Origin of the sequence: Pseudomonas sp. TYF_14 (genome assembly GCF_043105275.1) — a bacterium.
GTDB lineage: Bacteria > Pseudomonadota > Gammaproteobacteria > Pseudomonadales > Pseudomonadaceae > Aquipseudomonas > Aquipseudomonas alloputida.
Window position 1 is genome coordinate 23,072 of sequence record NZ_JBICLK010000015.1, and the last position, 21,289, is coordinate 44,360.

Consider the following 21,289-nt stretch of genomic DNA (forward strand, 5'->3'; position numbering starts at 1 on the left):
GGGTTTGTTGCTTTATACCTCCCTGACTTTCGTCGCCTCGATTTTCCCTCCCCTCATGCCAACCCGCAGGCTTGAGATGTCGTGCCCAGGATGAACTATCTTTAACCCTGCCAAGCCGCTGCAAACGCCTGAGGCCGGAGTAACATTGGATACGTTTTCCTAAGGGACTTTCACTTGGCCGCACCTTTCCTTCACCTCGCGCTGCATGCCCGGGGCAACTCATGACTTCGCACAATCCCGAACCTCCGGTGCCACTCGCTACGGCGCTACCCGGTGCTGTGCAGCGCCTGCCCCTACTCGAACGCCTGAGTCGCTACCGCCAGCCCATAGGCCTGATGGTGACCCTGTTACTGTTCACGATGGCCTTGATTGCCTGCCGCCACCTGCTGAGCGAGCTGGACATCTATGCCTTGCACGATGCCATGCTCAGCGTGCCCACCCAGTCATTGCTGGGCGCCTTGCTGGCGACGGTGATCGGCTTTGTGATCCTGCTGGGCTACGAGTGGTCGGCCAGCCGCTATGCGGGCGTGAAACTGCCAGCACGCAGCCTGGCACTGGGCGGCTTCAGCGCCTTTGCCATCGGCAACGCCATCGGCCTGTCGATGCTCTCTGGCGGCTCGGTTCGCTATCGCCTGTACGCACGGCAAGGGCTTGGTGCTGGCGAAGTCGCACGCATGACCGTGTTTGCCAGCCTGTCACTGGGCTGCGCGCTGCCGCCCCTGGCCGCCTTGGCGACATTGAGCAACCTGCCGGCGGCCTCGACAGCGCTGGGGTTGGCGCCCGGCCTGCTGGCAGCTGTTGCCAGCGCCGTGCTGGTGGTGTCTGCCTTACTGGTAATTGGCTTGTACCGCCGACGCCTGGCCGAGCAACCGGCGGCCAATAACCTGCTCGTTCAACTGGGGCGGCGCACACTTCGCCTGCCGGATGCACGCCTGGCGGCCCTGCAATTGCTGATTACCGCGTTGGATGTGGCAGCGGCTGCCACCGTGCTCTACCTGTTGCTGCCCGAAGCCCCTCCTTTCGGCGCGTTCGTGCTGGTGTACCTGCTGGCCTTGGCTGCGGGCGTGCTCAGCCACGTACCGGGCGGCGTCGGGGTGTTCGAAGCGATCCTGCTGGCGGCCTTTGCCGACCAGCTCGGTGCCGCGCCGCTGGCGGCAGCCTTGCTGCTGTACCGGCTGATCTATGTGGTACTGCCACTGCTGCTGGCCTGCGTGTTGCTGCTGGCCAATGAAGCCCGACGCCTGCTGTTTGCGCAACAGGCCATCAAGGCCGCTTCGGGGCTGGCCGCGCCGATCCTGTCGATCCTGGTGTTCCTGTCCGGCGTGGTGCTGCTGTTTTCCGGTGCCACGCCCGAGATAGATACGCGCCTGGAGCATATGGGCTTCCTGGTGCCACACCGGCTGATCGATGCCTCTCATTTCGGCGCCAGCCTGATCGGTGTGCTCTGCCTGCTGCTGGCCCAAGGCCTGCGCCGGCGCCTGTCCGCCGCCTGGCTACTGACCACCGTGCTGTTGCTGGTCGGCGCCCTGCTGTCGCTGTTGAAGGGCTTTGACTGGGAAGAGGCTTGCCTGCTGACCTTTACCGCCGCCCTGCTCGCGCTGTTCCGCCGCTCGTTCTATCGCCCCAGCCGACTGCTGGAGCTGCCCTTCTCGCCGGTGTTCCTGGTGGCCAGCGCCTGTACGGTGGGCGCATCAGTGTGGCTTCTGCTGTTCGCCTACCAGGATGTGCCTTACAGCCATCAGCTGTGGTGGCAGTTCACCCTCGATGCCGATGCGCCACGGGGCCTGCGCGCCGCCATGGGCAGTGCCTTGCTGCTGGCTGCCGTGGCACTGACGTGGCTGCTGCGTACAGCGCCACCCGTGATCCACCTGCCTGACGAAGAAGAGTTGCAACGCGCCAACCGTATCCTGCAGGCCTCCGACCAGCCCGACGGTGGCCTGGCGCTGACTGGCGACAAGGCGTTGCTGTTCCACCCGCGTGGTAACGCGTTCCTCATGTATGCCCGGCGCGGCCGCAGCCTGGTGGCGTTGTACGACCCGATAGGCCCGGCCCAGGAACGCGCCGAGATGATCTGGCAGTTCCGCGACCTGTGCGACCTGCACCACGCACGCCCCGTGTTCTATCAGGTGCGCGCAGAGAACCTGCCGTTCTACATGGACATCGGCCTGACCGCATTGAAGCTCGGTGAAGAAGCCCGGGTCGACTTGCGCCGCTTCGACCTTGAAGCCAAAGGCAAGGAGATGAAAGACCTGCGCTACACCTGGAACCGCGGCGGACGCGATGGCCTGAGCCTGGAGATCCATGAGCCCGGCCACGCCCCGCTGGCTGAGCTGAAGGAAATTTCCGACGCCTGGCTCGGCGGCAAGAACGTGCGCGAGAAAGGCTTCTCGCTGGGGCGCTTCAGCCCAGACTACCTGCAGCACTTCCGCATAGCCCTGATTCGCTTCCAGGGCCGCCCGGTAGCCTTCGCCAACCTGCTGGAAACCCATGGAAACGAACTGGCCAGCCTCGACCTGATGCGTGCGCACCCCGAAGCGCCAAAGCTGACCATGGAATTCATGATGATCGGCTTGATCCTGCATTACAAAAGCCATGACTACGGGCGTTTCAGCCTGGGCATGGTACCGCTGTCCGGCCTGCAACCAAGGCGCGGCGCACCCTTGACCCAGCGCTTGGGTTCGCTGGTGTTCCGCCGTGGTGAGCAGCTTTACAACTTCCAGGGGCTTCGACGCTTCAAGGACAAGTTCCAGCCGGACTGGGAACCCCGCTACATGGCCGTGCCAGCCGGGCTCGACCCGCTGGTGGCACTGGCCGACACCGCCGCCCTGATTGCAGGCGGCCTGACTGGATTGGTGAAACGCTGATGACCCGACGCTTTTTGTTGTACCTGCTGGTTCCCCTGCTGCTGGCCGCCCTGGGTGGTGCGCTGGCCTTCTGGCTGTGGACGCGCCCGGCCCCCGAGGCGCGCCTGGAACAGTTGAGCATCAATGACACCAGCATCACCCGTGTTACCCCTGGCGTGCACCCCAAGGCCCGGGTGGCCATCGGCGTGCCACAAGACCAGGCACTGACGGGCAAGCAACTGCTCGACCTGAGCCAGGCCGGTGAAGCCCAGTTGGTGCAGGTGATTCTGCCGCCTGGCGACTGCAGCAAGCAGCAACAGGCCATGGACCAGGCGCTGAACCAACTGCAGGAAAAACCGACCTTGGTCGCCGGCATCGGCCCCGGTGCCGTCCAAGCCTGGCGCTGGCTGGCCAGCCAGAACGATGACAAGGCGCGGGCCATTTCCGTGGGCTTCACCCTCGAACAGCCTGACTGCCAGGCACCGCTGCCCAAATCGGCTGCCCATGGCCACTGGAACGTCGCCTGGAACGACAACCCGGATGACGCCAGCGCCGCCTTCGTGCGCGACCAGGCCAACGCCGAAACCAGCATCAGCGACTACGACATCCACTTGCCACAAGTGCTCAAGGCGCAACTGACCCAAGCCCTGGTCGGCCGCGACGGTAACGCACTGGCCATCCCGGTGGTCGAAGTGCCGGCCGGGCAAACCACAGACACGGTTACCTTGTTCCTCTCTGGTGATGGCGGCTGGCGCGATCTGGACCGCGACGTGGCCGGGGAAATGGCCAAGCTGGGTTACCCGGTGGTGGGCATCGACACGCTGCGCTACTACTGGCAGCACAAGACCCCGGAACAAAGCGCCGCCGACCTTTCCGAGCTGATGCATCACTACCGGCAGAAGTGGGGGACCAAGCGCTTCGTCTTGACCGGCTATTCGTTCGGCGCCGACGTGCTGCCGGCGATCTACAACCGCCTGCCCGTCGAGGACCAGCAGCGTATCGACGCGGTGATGCTGCTAGCCTTTGCGCGCAGTGGCAGCTTCGAGATCGAGGTCGAGGGTTGGCTGGGCAAGGAAGGCCAGGAAGCGCCAACCGGGCCGGAAATGGCCAAGCTGCCAGCGTCCAAGGTCGTGTGCGTATATGGCGTCGAGGAAACCGACGAGAGCGGTTGCACGGAAAAGACGGCAGTAGGTGAGCGCCTGAAACTGCCTGGCGGGCACCACTTCGACGAGAACTACCCGGCACTCGCCAAGCGGTTGATTGGCGAGATCGAAACGCGCCAAGGCAAGTCCAGCGTAGCTGAGCAGAACTGACAAGGCTCAGGGCCGCTCTGCGGCCCTGAGCCTGCTGTATAACCCCATTCAGATCTCGACCTGGGTCCCTAGCTCGATCACCCGGTTCAACGGCAGGTTGAAGAAGCGCAAGTTGCCGTTGGCATTCTTCAGCAAGAACGCGAACAGGTTGCCCCGCCAGCGCGACATCCCCTCCAGCCGTGACGCGATCACCGTCTCGCGGCTGAGGAAGTAAGTGGTGCGCATGGGCGTGAAGTCCAGGCCATCCAGATGACACAGCTTCAACGCGGCAGGCACGTCCGGCTCATCCATGAACCCAAAGTGCAGCAATACCCGGAAGAATCCGTCGCCATAGGCTTCCACCTCGAAACGCTCATGTTCCGGCACCCGGGGCCGGTCCTCGCTGACCACAGTCAGCAGCACCACCTGGCTGTGCAGCACCTGGTTGTGCAACATGTTGTGTAACAGCGCATGCGGCACGGCATCGGAGCGTGCAGTCAGAAACACCGCCGTACCCTCGACCCGGTGCGGTGGCTGAATGCGGATGCTGCTGATGAACAATGGCAATGGCAGCGCCCCTTCATCGATGCGCTCGACCAGAATCTGCTTGCCGCGCTTCCAGGTGCTCATCAGCAGGTACAGCACACCACCGGCCAACACCGGGAAGGCACCGCCCTGAGCGATTTTCGGCACGTTGGCGGCGAAGAACAGCCCGTCGACCAGCAGGAAGCCGACCAGAATCGGCACTGCGAGCAGCGGCGGCCACTTCCACAGCAGCAGCATCACCGCTGACACCAGGACGGTGGTGATCAACATGGTACCGGTCACCGCAACCCCGTAGGCAGCCGCAAGGGCACCTGACGACTCGAAACCGATGACCAGCAACACCACGCCCACCATCAGCGTCCAGTTCACCGCACCAATGTAGATCTGCCCCTGCTCGTCGCTTGAGGTGTGCTGAATCTGCATGCGCGGAATATAGCCCAGCTGGATGGCCTGGCGGGTCAGGGAGAAGGCCCCGGAAATCACCGCCTGCGAGGCGATAACCGTGGCCATGGTGGCCAGCCCGACCAACGGCAGCAGCGCCCAGCCCGGCGCCAGCAGATAGAACGGATTGCGCGCGGCCTCCGGGTTTTGCAGCAGCAATGCACCCTGGCCGAAGTAATTGAGCACCAGCGCCGGGAGCACCAGGATGAACCAGGCCCGGGCAATCGGCTTGCGGCCAAAGTGCCCCATGTCGGCGTACAGCGCCTCGGCCCCCGTCAGCGCCAGCACGACCGCGCCGAGAATGGCCACGCCGATGCCAGGGTGCACCACGAAGAAATTGACTGCCCAGGCCGGGTTGAACGCCTTGAGTACTTCCGGGCTCTGCGAGATGCCATGCACACCCAGCGCGCCCAGCGCCAGGAACCAGGTAACCATGATAGGACCAAACAGCTTGCCGATCTTCTCGGTGCCGTGCCGCTGTACCAGGAACAGTGCCACCAGCACCACCAGCGAAATTGGCACCACCCAGTGGTCGATACCGTCGAAGGCCAGGCCCACGCCCTCCACTGCCGACAGCACCGACACCGCCGGGGTGATCATACTGTCGCCATAGAACAGCGAAGCGCCGATCAAGCCACAGATCACCATCAGTGTGCGCAGCCGCGGGTACGCCGCCGTGGCCCGCCGCGCCAGTGCGGTCAGCGCCATGGTGCCGCCCTCCCCCTGGTTATCGGCGCGCAAGATGAACATCACGTACTTGAACGACACCACCCACAGCAGCGACCACAGGATCAGCGAGAGGATCCCCAGCACGCCATCATGGTTGACCGACACCCCGTAGCCGCCGGTAAAGACTTCCTTGAGGGTATACAACGGGCTGGTGCCGATATCGCCATAAACCACCCCGACCGCCGCCACCAGCAGGCCCACCGACCGCGATGCCCCCTGCTTCCCCTCGTGCCCGCTCTCAGCGTGACTGCTTGCCTGAACCATCGACCACTCCCGCAAACGGCCATCACGGCCCTTGGTAATCAATCTGCCACCAGGCCCTGGAAGGTACCCCGGCACAACGGCGCGAAGCATAGCGCAGCGTTCGTCGTATTTCTGCTGGTCAAGCGCCCTTGCGCTCGCTAGAATTGCGCACTTTTTGATCAGAGGCGCCAAAAGCGCCCGTCAAGTTCGCCCCCGATTCCGGCCGGGCGACCTGCATTCAATACCGAGGTTAGTCATGCCCACCACACCCGCCACCCCCAAGGTAGGTTTCGGTTTGGAAGGCCTGGATTGCCCTGATGACTCTCAATCCATACTTGAACGTTGATCTCAACCTATACCGCTCATCCCCTGATCAAGAAGAATCACACGCTGACACAAGCGTCACCTTGTACAACTTAGATGAGCGCCCTATTATCCAGCTACGCCATTGACGCATAGCAGGGACTGCATGATCTTCATCGAGACCCCAGTATTCACCTCCGATCTCAGGAGCACCTGGATGATGAAGAATACCGGGCTTTGCAGGCCTATCTGGCCGAGCATCCCGAAGCCGGTTCTCTCCTGGAGGAAACCGGCGGCCTCAGAAAGATCCGCTGGGCAGCCAAGGGCAAGGGCAAGAGTGGGGGTGTACGAGTGATCTACTACCACGTCACTGCAGCCCACCAGATCCGTATGATTCTGATCTATCGCAAGGGCATCGTGGATACCTTGACAAGCAGTCAGAAAGCGCAGCTTCGCGCACTAAACAAAGGGTGGAAATAATGGAAAAGCATCTCTTCGATCGTCTTGTGGAAAGCATGACTCAGATGGATGAGATCGATCGCGGTGAGCGTCAGCCCTCGCGTGAGTTCCACGTAGACGCACTTCAAGTCAAAAAGATTCGTCAAGCCACTGGCCTTTCCCAGGCTGCGTTTGCCAAACGTATCGATGTCGCAGTAGGAACTCTACGGAATTGGGAACAGGGCCGTCGCGAACCTGAAGGACCAGCTCGTGCCTTGCTTCGAGCGATTCATAACGATCCCGAACATGTACTTGCGGCCTTGAGCTAAGTACACGAAAGCCACCAGGCCCTAGAAGGTACCCCGGCACAACGGCGCGAAGCATAGCGCAGCGTTCGTCGTATTTCTGCTGGTCAAGCGCCCTTGCGCTCGCTAGAATTGCGCACTTTTTGATCAGAGGCGCCAAAAGCGCCCGTCAAGTTCGCCCCCGATTCCGGCCGGGCGACCTGTATTCAATACCGAGGTTAGTCATGTCCACCACGCCCGCCACCCCCAAGGTAGGTTTCGTAAGCCTGGGTTGCCCAAAAGCCCTGGTCGACTCCGAGCGCATCCTGACCCAGCTGCGCATGGAAGGCTATGAAGTCGTACCCACCTACGAGGACGCCGACGTGGTGGTGGTCAACACCTGCGGCTTCATCGACAGCGCCAAGGCCGAATCGCTGGAAGTGATCGGCGAAGCCATCAAGGAAAACGGCAAGGTGATCGTCACCGGCTGCATGGGCGTCGAAGAAGGCAGCATCCGTGACGTGCACCCAAGCGTGCTGTCGGTCACTGGCCCGCAGCAGTACGAGCAGGTAGTCAACGCCGTTCACGAAGTGGTGCCGCCGCGTCAGGACCACAACCCGCTGATCGACCTGGTGCCGCCACAGGGCGTCAAGCTGACCCCGCGCCACTATGCCTACCTGAAGATCTCCGAAGGCTGCAACCACAGCTGCAGCTTCTGCATCATCCCGTCGATGCGCGGCAAGCTGGTCAGCCGCCCGGTGGGTGAAGTGCTGAGCGAGGCCGAGCGCCTGGTCAAGGCCGGGGTGAAGGAAATCCTGGTGATTTCCCAGGACACCAGCGCCTACGGCGTCGACGTCAAGTACAAGACCGACTTCTGGAACGGCCGCCCGGTGAAGACCCGCATGCTCGAGCTGTGCGAAGCACTGAGCAGCCTGGGCGCCTGGGTACGCCTGCACTATGTGTACCCTTACCCGAACGTTGACGACGTGATCCCGCTGATGGCTGCCGGCAAGATCCTGCCGTACCTGGACATCCCGTTCCAGCACGCCAGCCCGAAAGTGCTCAAGTCGATGAAGCGCCCGGCCTTCGAAGACCGCACCCTGGCGCGCATCAAGAACTGGCGCGAGCAATGCCCTGAGCTGGTGATCCGTTCCACCTTCATCGTCGGCTTCCCGGGCGAGACCGAGGAAGACTTCCAGTACCTGCTGGACTGGCTGACCGAAGCCCAGCTCGACCGCGTGGGCTGCTTCCAGTACTCGCCGGTAGAAGGCGCCCCGGCCAACGACCTGGGCCTGGCCGAAGTACCGGACGACGTCAAGCAAGAGCGCTGGGACCGCTTCATGGCCCACCAGCAGGCCATCAGTGCTGCCCGCCTGCAATTGCGCATCGGCAAGGAAATCGACGTGCTGATCGACGAAGTCGAGGAACAAGGTTCGGTTGGCCGCAGCTTCTTCGATGCACCGGAAATCGACGGCAGCGTGTTCATCGATGGCGACCATGGTTTCAAGCCAGGCGACAAAGTGCGTTGCCGTGTGGTGGATGCCGACGAGTACGACATGTGGGCTGAACCCATCTAAAACGGCTGAAGCCTGCAAAGCCCCTGCCCCGGCGTTCTCCATAGGGAATGACCGGCGCAGGGGCTTTTTTGTCAGAACGTGTGAAACAGCATCAGGCCGCCCTCGGCATCCGGGCTGGCATCCGAGAAGCCTTTGACTGCATAGAGTTGGACTTTCCACTGCGGGTTGAGCTTGTGGGTGAGGAACAGGGTAAGCTCCTTGATCTGCGCCCCGGTCGAGACCACTTTCTGCCGCCAATCGTAGGAGGCGCCGGCCGAAGTACCGACCGCCACCGGCAGGGCAAAGCCGAGACTGGCAAATACCGGGTCATCGAAGTCGCTATCGGGCGGGTCACCGAACTTCTTCCAACCCAGCGTCGCGAAACCGGTGACCGGGCCAAAGCCCTTGGCTATGTCGACCTGGGTGGTGTAGTCGTACTGGCCGGTGCCCAGGCACTGGTCTTCATCAGCGGTAGGGAATTTGACCTTGCCGATCAGGTCCAGCATCAGGCCGCCGTCACGACCATCGAGCAGTGCATAAGCGGCGCTGGCAACCGTGTCACCCAACCCGCTTTCCACGTCTCGGCAACCACCGGGCAAGGGGTCACCATTGGGGCCGACTTCGGGGTTGGTGATACGCAACCAAGGCACGGTAACCTTGTAGGTCATGGGGCCGCTCTCATACTTGCCGACCACCGGCACATACCAGATTTCCGAAGTGGTGCCGGTACCATAGTCGCCACTTGAATAATCCATGCCAATGGCGGCACTGAAGGTATCGGCCAGCGCCGACACGCAGGTGCACGAGAGCAAACAGGCGAACAGAGGGAGCGTGGGTCTCATTTGCAACTCAGTACTCTTTCGGGAAGCATGGCCAGACTTACCCAGCCTAGTTGGCTAACGCCCGGATCGCTCTGGATGCTCGACTTTTTCCACCGTCTCTGCCTTTTCCGGCCTCTCCACCTTTTCAACTTTCTCTGGTAACTCCACCTTTTCGACTCTCTCGACCTTTTCGACCTTTTCGACCCGTTCAGGCTTTTCGACTTTTTCGACTTTTTCGACTTTTTCGACTTTTTCGACTTTTTCGACTTTCTCGACCTTCTCGACCTTCTCGACCTTCTCGACCTTCTCGACCTTCTCGACCTTCTCGACCTTCTCGACCTTCTCGACTTTCTCGGGCTTCTCGACCTTGTCTACTTTTTCGACCTTTCCGGTGTTTTCGACTTCGACCTTCTCAACCCGATCGGAGCTACCACTGTTGCTGCGCGTCGATTGCTCCAATGCGTCGAGGTGTACCGACTTTCCCGACTTTTCACCGCTGCCATGGTCACTGGAGCCGTCAACGGCACTGCGCCCACTGTGATCATCGCTGTTTTCATCGCGATCGCTGGCCCCATCGCTTGCGCCATGACCGCTGCTGGAGCCGCCGGAGCTACTTCCGTCATGCTCACCACCGTGCCCCGACTGGCTTCTGTCAGGATTGTCGACACGGTCGTCCTGGAATTCCACGCGGGTTGCCCGCAGCTCGTGAGTTCCATTGAGCACCCCGCTCACCCGCACACGTTGATCAAGCGCCAACGCCGCTGGCTGCCGACCGACAATTACGGTGCCCTGCCCCAATGTCACATTGAGACCTGCAACCACCAACTGCCGAGCTTGTGTACGCTGTACCAGCCCTTCAACCACCGCCTGCTGGACACGACCAGCAAAAGGCAGGCTCGGGTCTGGACGGGTTTGTGCCACTTCAAGCTGGCGCCCGGTCCACTGGCCGCGCACCAGCACCTCACGAGCAGGCGCCACACGGGTACCCAACTTCAACCCTTGAAGGCTGCCAGTGCGATCAACCGCGCCGATGGCGCTGGCCTCCCTCAACCCCGGTGCCCGTTCGATACGGGTCGCCACGACTTCTCCCCGGGCATCGCGCAGGCCGCTGACCCTCACGGGCTCACCCGGGCGCAACCCTTCAGCTACCCGCGCGCCAGCGGCCAGCCGCACGGGTTGCCCCATGACCCGCAGTGGGGCCGAGGCATTGGGCAGCGCCGTCAACGGCCCTTCAAAGACGTTGAGGATCGAAATGCGCCCCGCTTGCAGGCCGCGCTGGGTGGCGAATGCCTCCACCGCCACCACCTGCCCGATCGCCAGGTGACCACTGCTGGCAGGCGCACCGTTCTCACTCACCGGTACGTCCTTGCCATAGTGCACTTCCATGCCATTGACGCAGATCGAGGCGAAGCCGGTGATGGTACCGACGATGCCTGTACCCCCAGTACCACCCGGGCGCAGGATCGGCGTACCGGTACCACCTACATCACCGTGGCGCTGATCAAAGTAGGTGCCGTCCACACCCTCCGCCACCGCGCCTGTGCCGCCTGTACCACCCGGGCGTTGCTGGACTGGGGCACCGGTGCCACCGACGCCGCCATTTTCATTGCGTGCACCGGTGCCGCCCATACCGCCGGGGAACTGCAGGCCTGCGGCACCGGCCATACCCATCTCGTCACGGCTGACACACACCGGCGCTGCGGCCACCTCGGCCGGGGCCATCAGGTTCCCCCCGAAAACCAGGGCAAACATGACAGCACTGAGGTAGCGCACAGGAAGAGTCATGGGCCGGGTGTCTTCGACGGATCGGAATCGGTAGCTTCAGTGTAGAAATAAAGCCCGACAGTGATGCGCTGACGTTGTTCGATACCGGGCTCATCAGCACTCTCCAACGCTGCTGCAAGCCGGCTAAAGGCAAGTAGTGTCTGCATGCCATCCTTGGCTACCACATCTCGCAAATGCTCGACGCTGGCCGGGCTCAAGGCATCGTAGTGCACGCTACGCTCAAAAAATGGCGGGCCTTCGCCGCTGAGGTTGTGCACCGCCGCACAGGCATGGTCATGCAGGTTGTGGCCGAAGTACGCAGCCTTTTCATCAAAACCCTTCTGTGGCACGAATGCATGGGCTTCCAGGTGCACGCAATCCTGCTCATCGAGCCGCACGACGCCCAGGCGCAACCATTCGTCCAGCACCACCCGGCCGCGGATATCGGTGCTGACCTTGGCGACCAGGGCGTCGAATGAGCAATCGCCACCCACACTGGCTAGCCGCGCAAGCGCCCTCGCCTGGCCGGGTGCCGAGCAGAATGGTGGGGTGTTGGTCCATACATTGACCAACTGTGCACCTAGCGTGATGTTATCCGGCAGGGCCGCAATTGCAGTGTCACCCTCATTACGCAGCCGCCGGACATCTTTACGATGTACGCCGGTAAGCAGGCTGATGCGGCTATCGGTTGGCGCGGTGTCGTTCAGGCGAAACTCGCGATGGGCCACATCGACGAACACCTCCTTGAGCAGGTCGGTGAACATCGTGTAGGTAACCCCTTTGCGCAGCATCAGGCGCACCAGCGGGCGCATCACACGCCGCAGCGCTCTCAGCATCGACGGGGGTAAGACAGGCGATTGCATCGAGGGCATTCCTTGACAGAGGCACCCAGTATAAGACGCGGGAATTAATCCCACGCAAACCGCAATCATATCCCGGCATGGACGAGGAAAAAGCTGTCAGCGCTCATTGGAAATGACGTGATAAAGGCAAGACAGGCCAGAACCTGCTCATACAAAACCCGTCCGCTGGGTTTTGTATGGGCCACTTCGGGTCAGCGCCAATCAGCTTCTGCTGTTGTCATCCCCGGCCTCGCCGCCGGCATGAACACCGTGGTCATTACCGGGTTCGCCACCCACATGGTTGCCGTGATCGTCACCAGGTTCACCACCAACATGATTGCCGTGATCATCGCCAGGCTCACCGCCGACATGATTACCATGATCATCCCCGGGTTCCCCACCCACGTGATTGCCATGATCGTCACCCGCTTCAGCATGGTTGCTGCTGCGCCCAGCGTTTGAATTACCGTCGTGGCCACTGCCGCTGTTGCCGGCATGGCCACCACCGTCACCGCCGCTGCCGTGGCCACCACTTCCGCTTCCGCCACCATGGCCACCGCCGCCACCACTTCCACCACCACCGTGGCCACCACCACCGCCGCTTCCACCACCACCGTGGCCACCGCCACTTCCACCACCACCGTGACCACCGCCACCGCCGCTTCCACCGCCACCGTGGCCACCGCCGCCGCCACTTCCACCGCCACCGTGGCCACCGCCACCGCCACCGCCACCGCCATCTTTAGCGTAGGCACTGGAGCCATGAGAAATCGAGTCAGGGATCAAGGCAATGGACATCGACAACACGCCAGCTACAGCAGCCGCGAGTAAAGCCTTCTTGAACAGCAGGTGGATTTGCATAGTCCGTCTCCAGGTCTTCGCCACGAGAACGCCAAATCAGTCAGTAATCTTGCTTCAGATTGAACTTATATTTACGTGGGATTTTTTCCCACGCTTAAGTAATAGACCGTCACTCCCCAGGTCTCAAGCGCTAAGCGAACAAGCCGACCGGTGGTTGGCCTGCTATGTTTTCCCTATCGCCCCAGAGGAACACCGGCATGTCTGCGCTACTGACGCTGCAAACCCCGCGCTTGTGCGACTACAGCGAGCTGGTACAAGTGTGGGAGGACTCGGTACGCGCCACCCACGACTTCCTGCCAGAGGGCTATATCCTGCTGCTGCGCGAACATGTGCTGCGCCGTTATCTCGACGCAGTGATGCTGGTCTGCTGCAAGGACCGCCAGCGCATCTGTGGTTTCGCCGGTGTCGCCAACGGGCGGGTGGACATGCTGTTCGTCGCACCTGGCTACCGTGGCCAAGGGGTAGGCAAGCGCCTGCTGCGCTATGCCATCAGCGAACTGAATGCCGAGTACCTTGACGTCAACGAGCAGAACCCGAAAGCGCTGGGCTTCTACCTGCATGAAGGTTTCGAGGTCATCGGCCGTTCGGAAACCGACGGCCTGGGCCAGCCCTATCCTCTGCTGCACATGAGGCTGATGCGCACAGTGCCTTGAGGCGGCGCCTGAATGTGCCGCGCTATGCGTCCAAAATGGCGCATCTGACACAGATTCCCATCATCTACCGCTTGCAGGCAGGTACAATGGAGGCCTTTCCCTGCCTTGCGAATTGCCCCATGTCCGAACCCGTCCGCCTGTCCAAACGCCTCATCGAGCAGCTCGGCTGCTCCCGCCGCGAGGCCGAGCAGTACATTGAAGGAGGCTGGGTAACGGTCGATGGCGTGGTGGTCGAGCAGCCGCAGTTCAAGGTTGAGCAGCAGCGCGTCGAGCTGCTGCCGGGCGCCCGTGCCGAAACCCTGGAGCCGGTGACCCTGCTGCTGAACCAGCCAGCCGGCATGGACAGTGAAGATGCCCGCGCCAGCATGAACATGGGCAGCCTCAGCGAGGCCCACCGCGAAGGCGTGCGCGCCCTGCACGGGCATTTTGCCCGGCAGGCCTGCGTGGCACCGCTGGAGCGTGGCGCCAGCGGCCTGCAGGTGTTTACCCAGGACTGGCGGGTATCCCGCAAGATCGAGGCCGACCTGCGTCGCCTGGAGCAGGAGTTCATCATTGAAGTGCGCGGCGAAACCACCCCCCAGGCGCTGGAACGCCTGGCGCGTGGGGCCATGCGCAATGACCGCGAGTTGCCCAAGGCCAAGGCCAGCTGGCAGAACGAGACACACCTGCGCATGGTGTTGAAGAACCCACAACCAGGACAGATTTCCGAGCTATGCGCCTACCTGCGCCTGGAGCTTTTAGGCATGCGACGCATTCGCCTGGGTGGTGTGTCGATGGGCAAGCTGCCCTTGGGCCAATGGCGTTACCTGGCTACCTCCGAACGTTTCTAAGCAATACGCCGCGCTGGAATGCGCGGCACCTGAACAGGATTCTGCTGCAATGAACCACAACGACGTCCTGCGCAGCCTGCGCTACATGCTCAAGGTGAACGACGCCAAGATGGCCGAAATCATCGGGCTCTCCGGCCTCGAAGTGCATCCTCTGGTGCTGGCCACCTACCTGAAAAAAGAAGAAGAGGAAGGCTTCGTGCGCTGCCCGGAACGGGTGATGGCGCACTTCCTTGACGGCCTGGTGATCTACCGCCGTGGCAAAGACGAGAGCCGCCCGCAGCAGCCGATCGAGCTGCCGGTAACCAACAACCTGATCCTCAAGAAGCTGCGTGTGGCCTTTGAGCTCAAGGAAGACGACCTGCACGCGATTCTCAAGTCGGTCAACTTCCCGGTCAGCAAACCTGAGCTCAGTGCGCTGTTCCGCAAGGCTGGCCACGACAACTACCGCCCGTGTGGCGACCAGTTGATGCGCAACTTCCTCAAGGGCCTGACCCTGCGCGTGCGCGGCTGAGTGGCCATGCAGCATACGGTTGTCCCGGTCGGCATCGTCCACTCCTGTTTCAAGGAAAAGTTCGCCATTCCGCGCCAGCCGCAACTGGCGCCTGCCGCCCGTGGCGTACTCGAACTGTTGCCGCCGTTCGATCAAGGTGACGCGGTCGAGGGCCTGGAACAGGTCAGCCATGTGTGGCTGCTGTTCCTGTTCCACCAGGCCCTGGAGGAAAAGCCGCGCCTGAAAGTGCGGCCTCCGCGTCTGGGCGGCAACAAGAGCATGGGGGTGTTCGCCACCCGCGCCACCCACCGGCCCAACGGCATCGGCCAGTCGGTGGTACGCCTGGAGGGCGTGGAGCCCGGGCGCCTGCTGCTGTCCGGGATCGACCTGCTCGACGGCACGCCGGTGCTGGATATCAAGCCGTATGTGCCCTATGCCGACAGCATCGCTGGCGCCAGCAACCAGATGGCCAACGCAGCGCCGGTGGCAATTGCCGTGCAGTGGGCCGACAACGCCTTGCTCCAGGCCCGCGAGCATGCGCTGCGCCTGAGCGAGCCGCTGGTGGAGCTAATCGAGCAATGCCTGGCGCAGGACCCACGGCCGGCCTACCAGATACCACCGTCCGAGCGGGTGTACGGGGTGAAGTTCTGGGATGTGCAAGTAAGGTGGCATTACCCGCAGCCGGACGTCATCCGGGTGTTGGAAGTGGTACTGGGCTGAGGGCCACGGGCTTCGCCCGTGTTCGCGGGCAAGCCCGCTCCCACAGTCCAATCGCGCCAGCTTTTAGAAATTGAGCAAGGCCCACACAAGGGACCGCGCAGACACGAAAAAGGCGACCTTTGGTCGCCTTTCTCATTTCAACCAGCTCTCAACGAGCCGGGCCTTCAGCCACGCCCAGGTCGTCCGTCGGGCGGGTATCGATCAGCGGCGCACCACCGGAGTCCAGTTCCGAAGCCAGCTTGTCGTTGTCCATTTCCTTGACCCACTTGGCCACTACCACGGTGGCAACGGCGTTGCCCACCAGGTTGGTCAGGGCGCGGGCTTCGGACATGAAGCGGTCGATGCCGAGGATCAGCGCCAGGCCGGCAACCGGCAGGTGGCCAACAGCCGACAGGGTCGCGGCCAGCACGATGAAGCCCGACCCGGTAACGCCGGCAGCCCCCTTGGAAGCCACCAGCAGCACCAGCAGCAGGGTGATCTGGTGAGTGATGTCCATGGTGGTGTCAGTGGCCTGAGCGATGAACACCGCAGCCATGGTCAGGTAGATCGAGGTACCGTCCAGGTTGAACGAGTAGCCAGTCGGGATAACCAGGCCCACTACCGATTTCTTGGCACCCAGGCGCTCCATCTTGGCCAGCATGCGTGGCAGGGCCGACTCCGAGGACGAAGTACCCAGCACGATCAGCAGTTCTTCACGGATGTAGCGGATCAGCTTGATCACGCTGAAACCGTGGGCGCGGCAGATACCGCCCAGCACCACCAGCACGAACAGCAGGCAGGTGATGTAGAAGCAGGCCATCAGGTAGCCCAGCTGCACCAGCGAACCAACACCATACTGGCCAATGGTGAAGGCCATGGCGCCGAAAGCGCCGATCGGGGCCAGCTTCATGATCATGTTGATGATGTTGAACATGACGTGGGCGAAGCGGTCGATCATGTCCAGCACCGGCTTGCCGTAGCTGCCCAGGCGGTGCAGGGCGAAGCCGAACAGTACCGAGAACATCAGCACTTGCAGGATGTCGCCGTTGGCGAAGGCGCCGACGACCGTGTTGGGGATGACGTTAAGCAGGAAGCCGACGGTCGTCTGCTGCGCGCCGGCGGCGGCGTAGGCAGCCACGCTGCTGGCGTTCAGGGTGCTGACGTCGATGTGCATGCCAGCGCCTGGCTTGACCACGTTGACGACGACGAGGCCGATGATCAGGGCGATGGTGGAGACGATTTCAAAGTACAGCAACGCGTAGCCGCCGGTTTTACCGACCGACTTCATGCTCTGCATACCGGCAATGCCGCTGACCACGGTACAGAAGATGATCGGGGCGATGACCATCTTGATCAGTTTGACGAAGCCGTCACCCAGGGGTTTGAGGGCAACGCCCGTTTCCGGGTAGTAGTGGCCGAGCAGGATGCCGATGGTGATGGCGACCAACACCTGGACATACAGGGATTTGTACAGCGGCTGACGTGTCGTCATGGCTAATTTTCCTCAAGTGTGCCGGTTCACCCTTCCCAGGGTGATGGGGCACCTGAATCGCTAACCCTCCTGCACTTGGAGGGATTTGTCGTTGTGTTCGAGCTGCCTGGGCAGGCCTCTGCGAGGATCAATAGCAAGGGTGGTGCCAAAATGCCCTTGAAGGGTGCAAAGCCCGTATTTACTAGGAATAAATGCCCAACGACAGGGCGATACTCCCGGGACGGATTGGCGGATTTCCGCCCGATGGCGGAATTTGTACAAGGAGGAATGGCGGAAATCCGCCCTTTGTGGATTGCCTGTGCCGGCCCATTCGCGGACTGACCTGCGAACGGGCTGGCACAGGCTAAGAATCAATCCAGGTGGAAGGTGATCCTGAACGCAGCGCCCCCCAGTGGCGAATCGCCAAGGCTCAGCTCGGCGTCATAGCTGTCGACGATATCCTTGACCACTGCCAAGCCGATGCCCTGCCCCGGGTGCTGGCTGTCCAGCCGCTCCCCACGCTCCAGAATGCGTTCACGCTGGTCGACGGGCACGCCCGGCCCGTCGTCCTCGATGCACAAGGTCAGATACCCCGGCGCTTTCATCAGGCTCACCCGCACTTGGCCCAGGCTCAGCCGGTAGGCGTTCTCCAGCAGGTTGCCGAGCATTTCCAGCAACGCGCCCTGCTCCATCGGTACCTGCGCCGCGTCCGGCAACTCCAGCACCACGTCCACACGTTTTTCCCGGTAAACCTTGGCCAAGGTGCTGCACAGGCTGTCGAGCAACGGCCGCAGCAATACGCTGTGGCGGACCAGGCCACTCTTGCGCAGGCTGGCGCGTTGCAGCTGGTAGTCGATCTGCTGGCTCATGCGCTCGATCTGGCTTTGCAGCACCCGCGCCTGCTCGCGCTCGCCGCTGCGCTGCTGCAAGCTTTCACCCACGCCCTGCAGCACCGCCAGCGGCGTCTTCAGGCTGTGCGCCAGGTCGTCCAGCGAATCACGGTAGCGCGTGCGCTGCTCACGCTCACTGCGCAACAGACGGTTGAGCGAGCGGGTAAGGCGCAGCAACTCGCGTGGGTGCTCGCCGCTCAGGCCGTCACGTGCACCGGATTCCACTTCATCCAGTTCGTGGCTGAGGCGTCGCAACGAGCGCAGCCCCCAGGTCAGGCCTGCCCACAACAACACCATGAGCGCCAGCAATGCAGCGCCGAACCCCAGGTAGAGCTTTTCGCGCAGGCCATTGAGGGTGGCCTTGTACTCGCTCACGGGCTGCAGAGCGACAATGCTGTAGGCGGCGCTCTGCCCGCCCAGCAGCTTTATCTCGACGTCGTATACGAAGAACTCTTCGCCATCTGACTGGTGAATGCGGTCGAACTCGTTGCCGCGCCCGTCATAGCGCGGCTGATAGTTGATGTGCCGGTCGGCGGTGGCACGCGACTGCCAGACCAGTTTGCCATCGCGGTCAAAGATATAGCCGAGCAGGCCTGTGTAGGGCAGGTTGTAGCGCTCGTCCGGCAGCAGTGTCGGCATCTGCAACCGGCCATGCTCGATACGCGCAGCGGAAATCAGCGTGGTCACATCCGAGGCCAGACGCTGCTCGATCGATTCCTGCAGAGCCAGGCTGAAGGCCTTCTGCAAGGCCGGCAGCAGCGCCAGCATGAACAGCAGCGCCAACACTGCGGCGGCCAGCATCAGGCGCACCCGCAGCGATCGGATCATCGGCAGCGCTCGGTGAACAGGTAGCCCAGGCCGCGCACCGTGTCGATGGGTTTGAAGCCGCGCTCGCCTTCAAGCTTGCGGCGCAGGCGGCCAACCAGCACTTCGATGACATTGGGGTCGCGCTCTTCGTCTCCTGGGTACAACTGCTCCATCAGGCGATCCTTGGCCACCACCTGCTGGTGATGGCGCATGAGGTATTCGAGGATGCGGTATTCGTAGGCGGTCAGGGGCAAAGCTTGTTCGTCGAGGGTGGCCTGCTTGCGGTTGAGGTCAAGCACCAAGGGGCCAGCGGCGATGGTCGACTGGGTGAAACCACTGGAGCGGCGCAACAGGGCATTGAGCCGTGCTTCAAGCTCCTCGAACTGGAACGGCTTGACCAGGTAGTCGTCGGCACCGGCGGCCAGGCCCTCGACCTTGTCTTGCCAGTTGCCACGGGCTGTGAGGATGAGAATGGGGAAGGTCTTGTCCTGGCTGCGCAGGCGCGTGATCAGCTCCAGGCCGCTGATACCGGGCAGGCCCAGGTCGATGATGGCAAGGTCGAAATGGTACTGCTCGGCCTGGTACAGCGCCTCTTCGGCATCAGCGACCGCCTCGACCACATGGCCGCTTTCGCCCAGGCGGGTGTAGAGGTGATGGCGAAGCAGGGCTTCGTCCTCGACCACCAGCAGTTTCATGTGCAGCTCCTTATGTGTATTGCCTGTACCGGCCCTTTCGCGGGCAAGCCCGCTCCCACAGTAATCGCACAGTCCCTGAAACCTGTGTAGCACCTGCAGAAACCCAAGGCACTGCACAGGTTCTGAGGTTTGTGCAGCACCTGTGGGAGCGGGCGTGCCCGCGAAGAGGCCAGTACAGGATAACGCGGCTCGTCCGTCAGAACTTGTATGAAGCCGCCAGGTAGGTCTGGGCGCTGCTGGTCAGACGCAGGGTGCCGTCCTTCGGCCCGCCATGTGCGCCCACCTCGGTCGCGGCATTGGTGCGCAGGTAACGGTAGCCCAGTTCGACCGAGGCCTTGTCGGTGATGTCCTGGATCACACCGGCCTGCAAGCCGTAGGCATAACCGTAGTCAGTGTCCCGGCTGGCGCCTGGCGAGTCCTGGGTCAGTTTGGTCACACCCAGGCTGCCACCACCGAACAGCTTGGTGGTATCGCCCACCGGCAGGAACAAGTCGTAGCTGCCAAGCAGGTTTTCCTGGCGCAACTTCAGGCCACTGTGGTCGCCAGAGACGTTGTCATAGGTCATGTAGTAGCGGCCCTGGTCGTTGATCTTGCCCAGACGCACACCCCAGGTATCGTCCTTGCCGATGATACCGTCGGCGTTGAGGTGGTCGGTGTTGCGTTGCAGCAGGCCGGACTTGCGGACTTTGTCGCTGGTCTGGCCGTAGGTGAGGCTGGCGAAGTTGTCGTCCGCAGCTTGGGCGGTGGTGATGCCAGCGGCACAGACGGCCATGGCGGCAAGCAGGGTATTGAAGGTTTTCATGGCTGGGTACTCCAGTTGGGTGCGCTGTTTCGGTCTGGAAGCTAGAGTAATCAGGGCACCCTGAACCGCGACTGAACCCTGGCTGAACCCCGGCTGAACGAACCGATAGCAAAACAAGGAGTTGTGAACATGCGAGCCCTGCTGGCCCTGACCCTGATGTGCAGCGCCGCCCTCGCCCAAGCGGCGGTAGTGACCCGTGAAATTCCGTATCAGGACGACGATGGCAACCGCCTCGTCGGCTACTACGCCTACGATGACGCGCTGGACGGCAAACGCCCAGGCATCGTTGTGGTGCATGAATGGTGGGGCCTGAACGACTATGCCAAGCGTCGTGCGAGAGATCTCGCCGCCCTGGGCTACAAGGCACTGGCCATCGACATGTACGGCGATGGCAAGCACACCGAGCATCCGCAGGATGCCCAGGCATTCATGGCCGCAGCGATGAAGGACCCGGCCGCAGCAGCAGCGCGCTTCGACGCGGGCCTGGAGTTGTTGAAAAAGCAGCCGAATGTGAACAAGCATCAACTGGGCGCTGTCGGCTACTGTTTTGGCGGCAAGGTGGTGCTCGATGCCGCACGCCGGGGAGAAAAGCTCGATGGCGTGGTGAGCTTCCATGGCGCACTGGCCACCCAGACCCCGGCAAAACCTGGTGTAGTGCGGGCCGATATCCTGGTCGAGCATGGTGCGGCGGACAGCATGGTCAGCCCACAGCAGGTAGAGGCGTTCAAGGCCGAGATGGATGCGGCCAAGGTCAACTACCAGTTCGTCAGTATTGAAGGGGCCAAGCACGGGTTCACCAACCCCGATGCCGATCGGCTGAGCCATGGTGAACATGGTGGGCCGGACATTGGCTATAACAAGGCAGCGGACGAGCGTTCCTGGGCGGATATGCAGGCGTTCTTCAAGAAGGTGTTCAATTAAAAGATTGCGCAAATCGTTATGGGAGCAACTGTCTTGCTCAATTTCTAAAAGCTGGCGCGATCCCTGGA

General features: G+C 62.2%; 18 protein-coding genes and 1 pseudogene. 10 read left to right on the plus strand and 9 right to left on the minus strand.

What is annotated here, in order from left to right; translation table 11 throughout:
* Positions 1–221 precede the first annotated feature (221 nt).
* Together mprF and ACF8O8_RS04305 are read left to right on the plus strand one after the other, a co-directional pair.
* Positions 222–2,864: a bifunctional lysylphosphatidylglycerol flippase/synthetase MprF gene (gene mprF, locus ACF8O8_RS04300; protein ID WP_010952355.1), complete on the plus strand. Its 2,643-nt coding sequence runs from the start codon at positions 222–224 to the stop codon at positions 2,862–2,864.
* The gene (locus tag ACF8O8_RS04305; protein WP_010952354.1) at positions 2,864–4,156 is read left to right on the plus strand and encodes a virulence factor family protein; all 1,293 of its coding nucleotides are present in this window, start codon (positions 2,864–2,866) and stop codon (positions 4,154–4,156) included. Before mprF ends, ACF8O8_RS04305 begins: the two co-directional genes overlap by 1 nt.
* A gap of 48 nt (positions 4,157–4,204) precedes the next feature.
* Here the strand turns inward: ACF8O8_RS04305 and ACF8O8_RS04310 are convergent, their stop codons facing one another.
* On the minus strand, positions 4,205–6,115 hold the full coding sequence (locus ACF8O8_RS04310) for a potassium transporter Kup (RefSeq protein WP_010952353.1): 1,911 nt from the start codon (positions 6,113–6,115) through the stop codon (positions 4,205–4,207).
* A gap of 448 nt (positions 6,116–6,563) precedes the next feature.
* Between ACF8O8_RS04310 and ACF8O8_RS04315 the strand changes: the two are divergent.
* The 3 genes and pseudogenes from ACF8O8_RS04315 to rimO all read left to right on the plus strand — a co-directional run bounded on the left by ACF8O8_RS04315 (position 6,564) and on the right by rimO (position 8,696).
* Positions 6,564–6,877, plus strand: a pseudogene (locus ACF8O8_RS04315) (hypothetical protein).
* Complete coding sequence (locus tag ACF8O8_RS04320) at positions 6,877–7,164, plus strand: DNA-binding transcriptional regulator (protein ID WP_049587986.1); 288 nt, start codon at positions 6,877–6,879, stop codon at positions 7,162–7,164. The pseudogene ACF8O8_RS04315 and the gene ACF8O8_RS04320 overlap by 1 nt, the downstream one beginning before the upstream one ends.
* A 200-nt stretch (positions 7,165–7,364) precedes the next feature.
* Positions 7,365–8,696 (plus strand): 30S ribosomal protein S12 methylthiotransferase RimO, encoded by a 1,332-nt coding sequence (gene rimO, locus ACF8O8_RS04325; RefSeq protein WP_004576169.1) that lies wholly within the window; start codon positions 7,365–7,367, stop codon positions 8,694–8,696.
* Between the two features lie 71 nt (positions 8,697–8,767).
* On the opposite strand, the gene ACF8O8_RS04330 is transcribed toward rimO, so the two are convergent.
* From ACF8O8_RS04330 to ACF8O8_RS04345, 4 genes are all read right to left on the minus strand, one after another.
* Entirely contained in the window at positions 8,768–9,517 is a 750-nt protein-coding gene (locus tag ACF8O8_RS04330) for a hypothetical protein (protein ID WP_049587988.1), read from the minus strand.
* A gap of 54 nt (positions 9,518–9,571) precedes the next feature.
* Positions 9,572–11,281 (minus strand): DUF5666 domain-containing protein, encoded by a 1,710-nt coding sequence (locus ACF8O8_RS04335; RefSeq protein WP_392509295.1) that lies wholly within the window; start codon positions 11,279–11,281, stop codon positions 9,572–9,574.
* Positions 11,278–12,123 (minus strand): DUF6502 family protein, encoded by an 846-nt coding sequence (locus ACF8O8_RS04340; RefSeq protein WP_392509296.1) that lies wholly within the window; start codon positions 12,121–12,123, stop codon positions 11,278–11,280. Before ACF8O8_RS04340 ends, ACF8O8_RS04335 begins: the two co-directional genes overlap by 4 nt.
* Positions 12,124–12,314: 191 nt before the next feature.
* A complete protein-coding gene (locus ACF8O8_RS04345) occupies positions 12,315–12,866 on the minus strand; it encodes a hypothetical protein (protein WP_392509297.1) in 552 nt (183 codons plus the stop codon).
* A gap of 294 nt (positions 12,867–13,160) precedes the next feature.
* Here ACF8O8_RS04345 and ACF8O8_RS04350 point away from each other — a divergent pair, with 294 nt between their 5' ends.
* The 4 genes from ACF8O8_RS04350 to tsaA all read left to right on the plus strand — a co-directional run bounded on the left by ACF8O8_RS04350 (position 13,161) and on the right by tsaA (position 15,656).
* The gene (locus ACF8O8_RS04350) at positions 13,161–13,616 is read left to right on the plus strand and encodes a GNAT family N-acetyltransferase (protein WP_049587991.1); all 456 of its coding nucleotides are present in this window, start codon (positions 13,161–13,163) and stop codon (positions 13,614–13,616) included.
* A 119-nt stretch (positions 13,617–13,735) separates the two neighbouring features.
* Positions 13,736–14,446, plus strand: coding sequence for an rRNA pseudouridine synthase (locus tag ACF8O8_RS04355; protein ID WP_010952344.1), 711 nt, complete (start codon positions 13,736–13,738; stop codon positions 14,444–14,446).
* 49 nt (positions 14,447–14,495) lie between these two features.
* A complete protein-coding gene (locus ACF8O8_RS04360; RefSeq protein ID WP_010952343.1) occupies positions 14,496–14,957 on the plus strand; it encodes a DUF1456 family protein in 462 nt (153 codons plus the stop codon).
* A 6-nt stretch (positions 14,958–14,963) separates the two neighbouring features.
* The gene (tsaA, locus tag ACF8O8_RS04365) at positions 14,964–15,656 is read left to right on the plus strand and encodes a tRNA (N6-threonylcarbamoyladenosine(37)-N6)-methyltransferase TrmO (RefSeq protein WP_060489550.1); all 693 of its coding nucleotides are present in this window, start codon (positions 14,964–14,966) and stop codon (positions 15,654–15,656) included.
* 148 nt (positions 15,657–15,804) lie between these two features.
* Here the strand turns inward: tsaA and ACF8O8_RS04370 are convergent, their stop codons facing one another.
* From ACF8O8_RS04370 to ACF8O8_RS04385, 4 genes are all read right to left on the minus strand, one after another.
* On the minus strand, positions 15,805–17,127 hold the full coding sequence (locus tag ACF8O8_RS04370) for a dicarboxylate/amino acid:cation symporter (RefSeq protein WP_010952341.1): 1,323 nt from the start codon (positions 17,125–17,127) through the stop codon (positions 15,805–15,807).
* 350 nt (positions 17,128–17,477) lie between these two features.
* A complete protein-coding gene (locus ACF8O8_RS04375) occupies positions 17,478–18,824 on the minus strand; it encodes an ATP-binding protein (protein ID WP_010952340.1) in 1,347 nt (448 codons plus the stop codon).
* Positions 18,821–19,498 carry a response regulator gene (locus ACF8O8_RS04380; RefSeq protein WP_020189835.1) on the minus strand — a complete coding sequence of 226 codons (678 nt, stop codon included), beginning with the start codon at positions 19,496–19,498 and terminating at the stop codon, positions 18,821–18,823. Before ACF8O8_RS04380 ends, ACF8O8_RS04375 begins: the two co-directional genes overlap by 4 nt.
* A gap of 196 nt (positions 19,499–19,694) precedes the next feature.
* On the minus strand, positions 19,695–20,300 hold the full coding sequence (locus ACF8O8_RS04385) for an outer membrane beta-barrel protein (RefSeq protein WP_010952338.1): 606 nt from the start codon (positions 20,298–20,300) through the stop codon (positions 19,695–19,697).
* Positions 20,301–20,429: 129 nt separating this feature from the next.
* On the opposite strand from ACF8O8_RS04385, the gene ACF8O8_RS04390 reads away from it, so the two are divergent.
* Positions 20,430–21,221: a dienelactone hydrolase family protein gene (locus ACF8O8_RS04390; protein WP_180688708.1), complete on the plus strand. Its 792-nt coding sequence runs from the start codon at positions 20,430–20,432 to the stop codon at positions 21,219–21,221.
* The last annotated feature ends 68 nt before the right edge of the window (positions 21,222–21,289 follow it).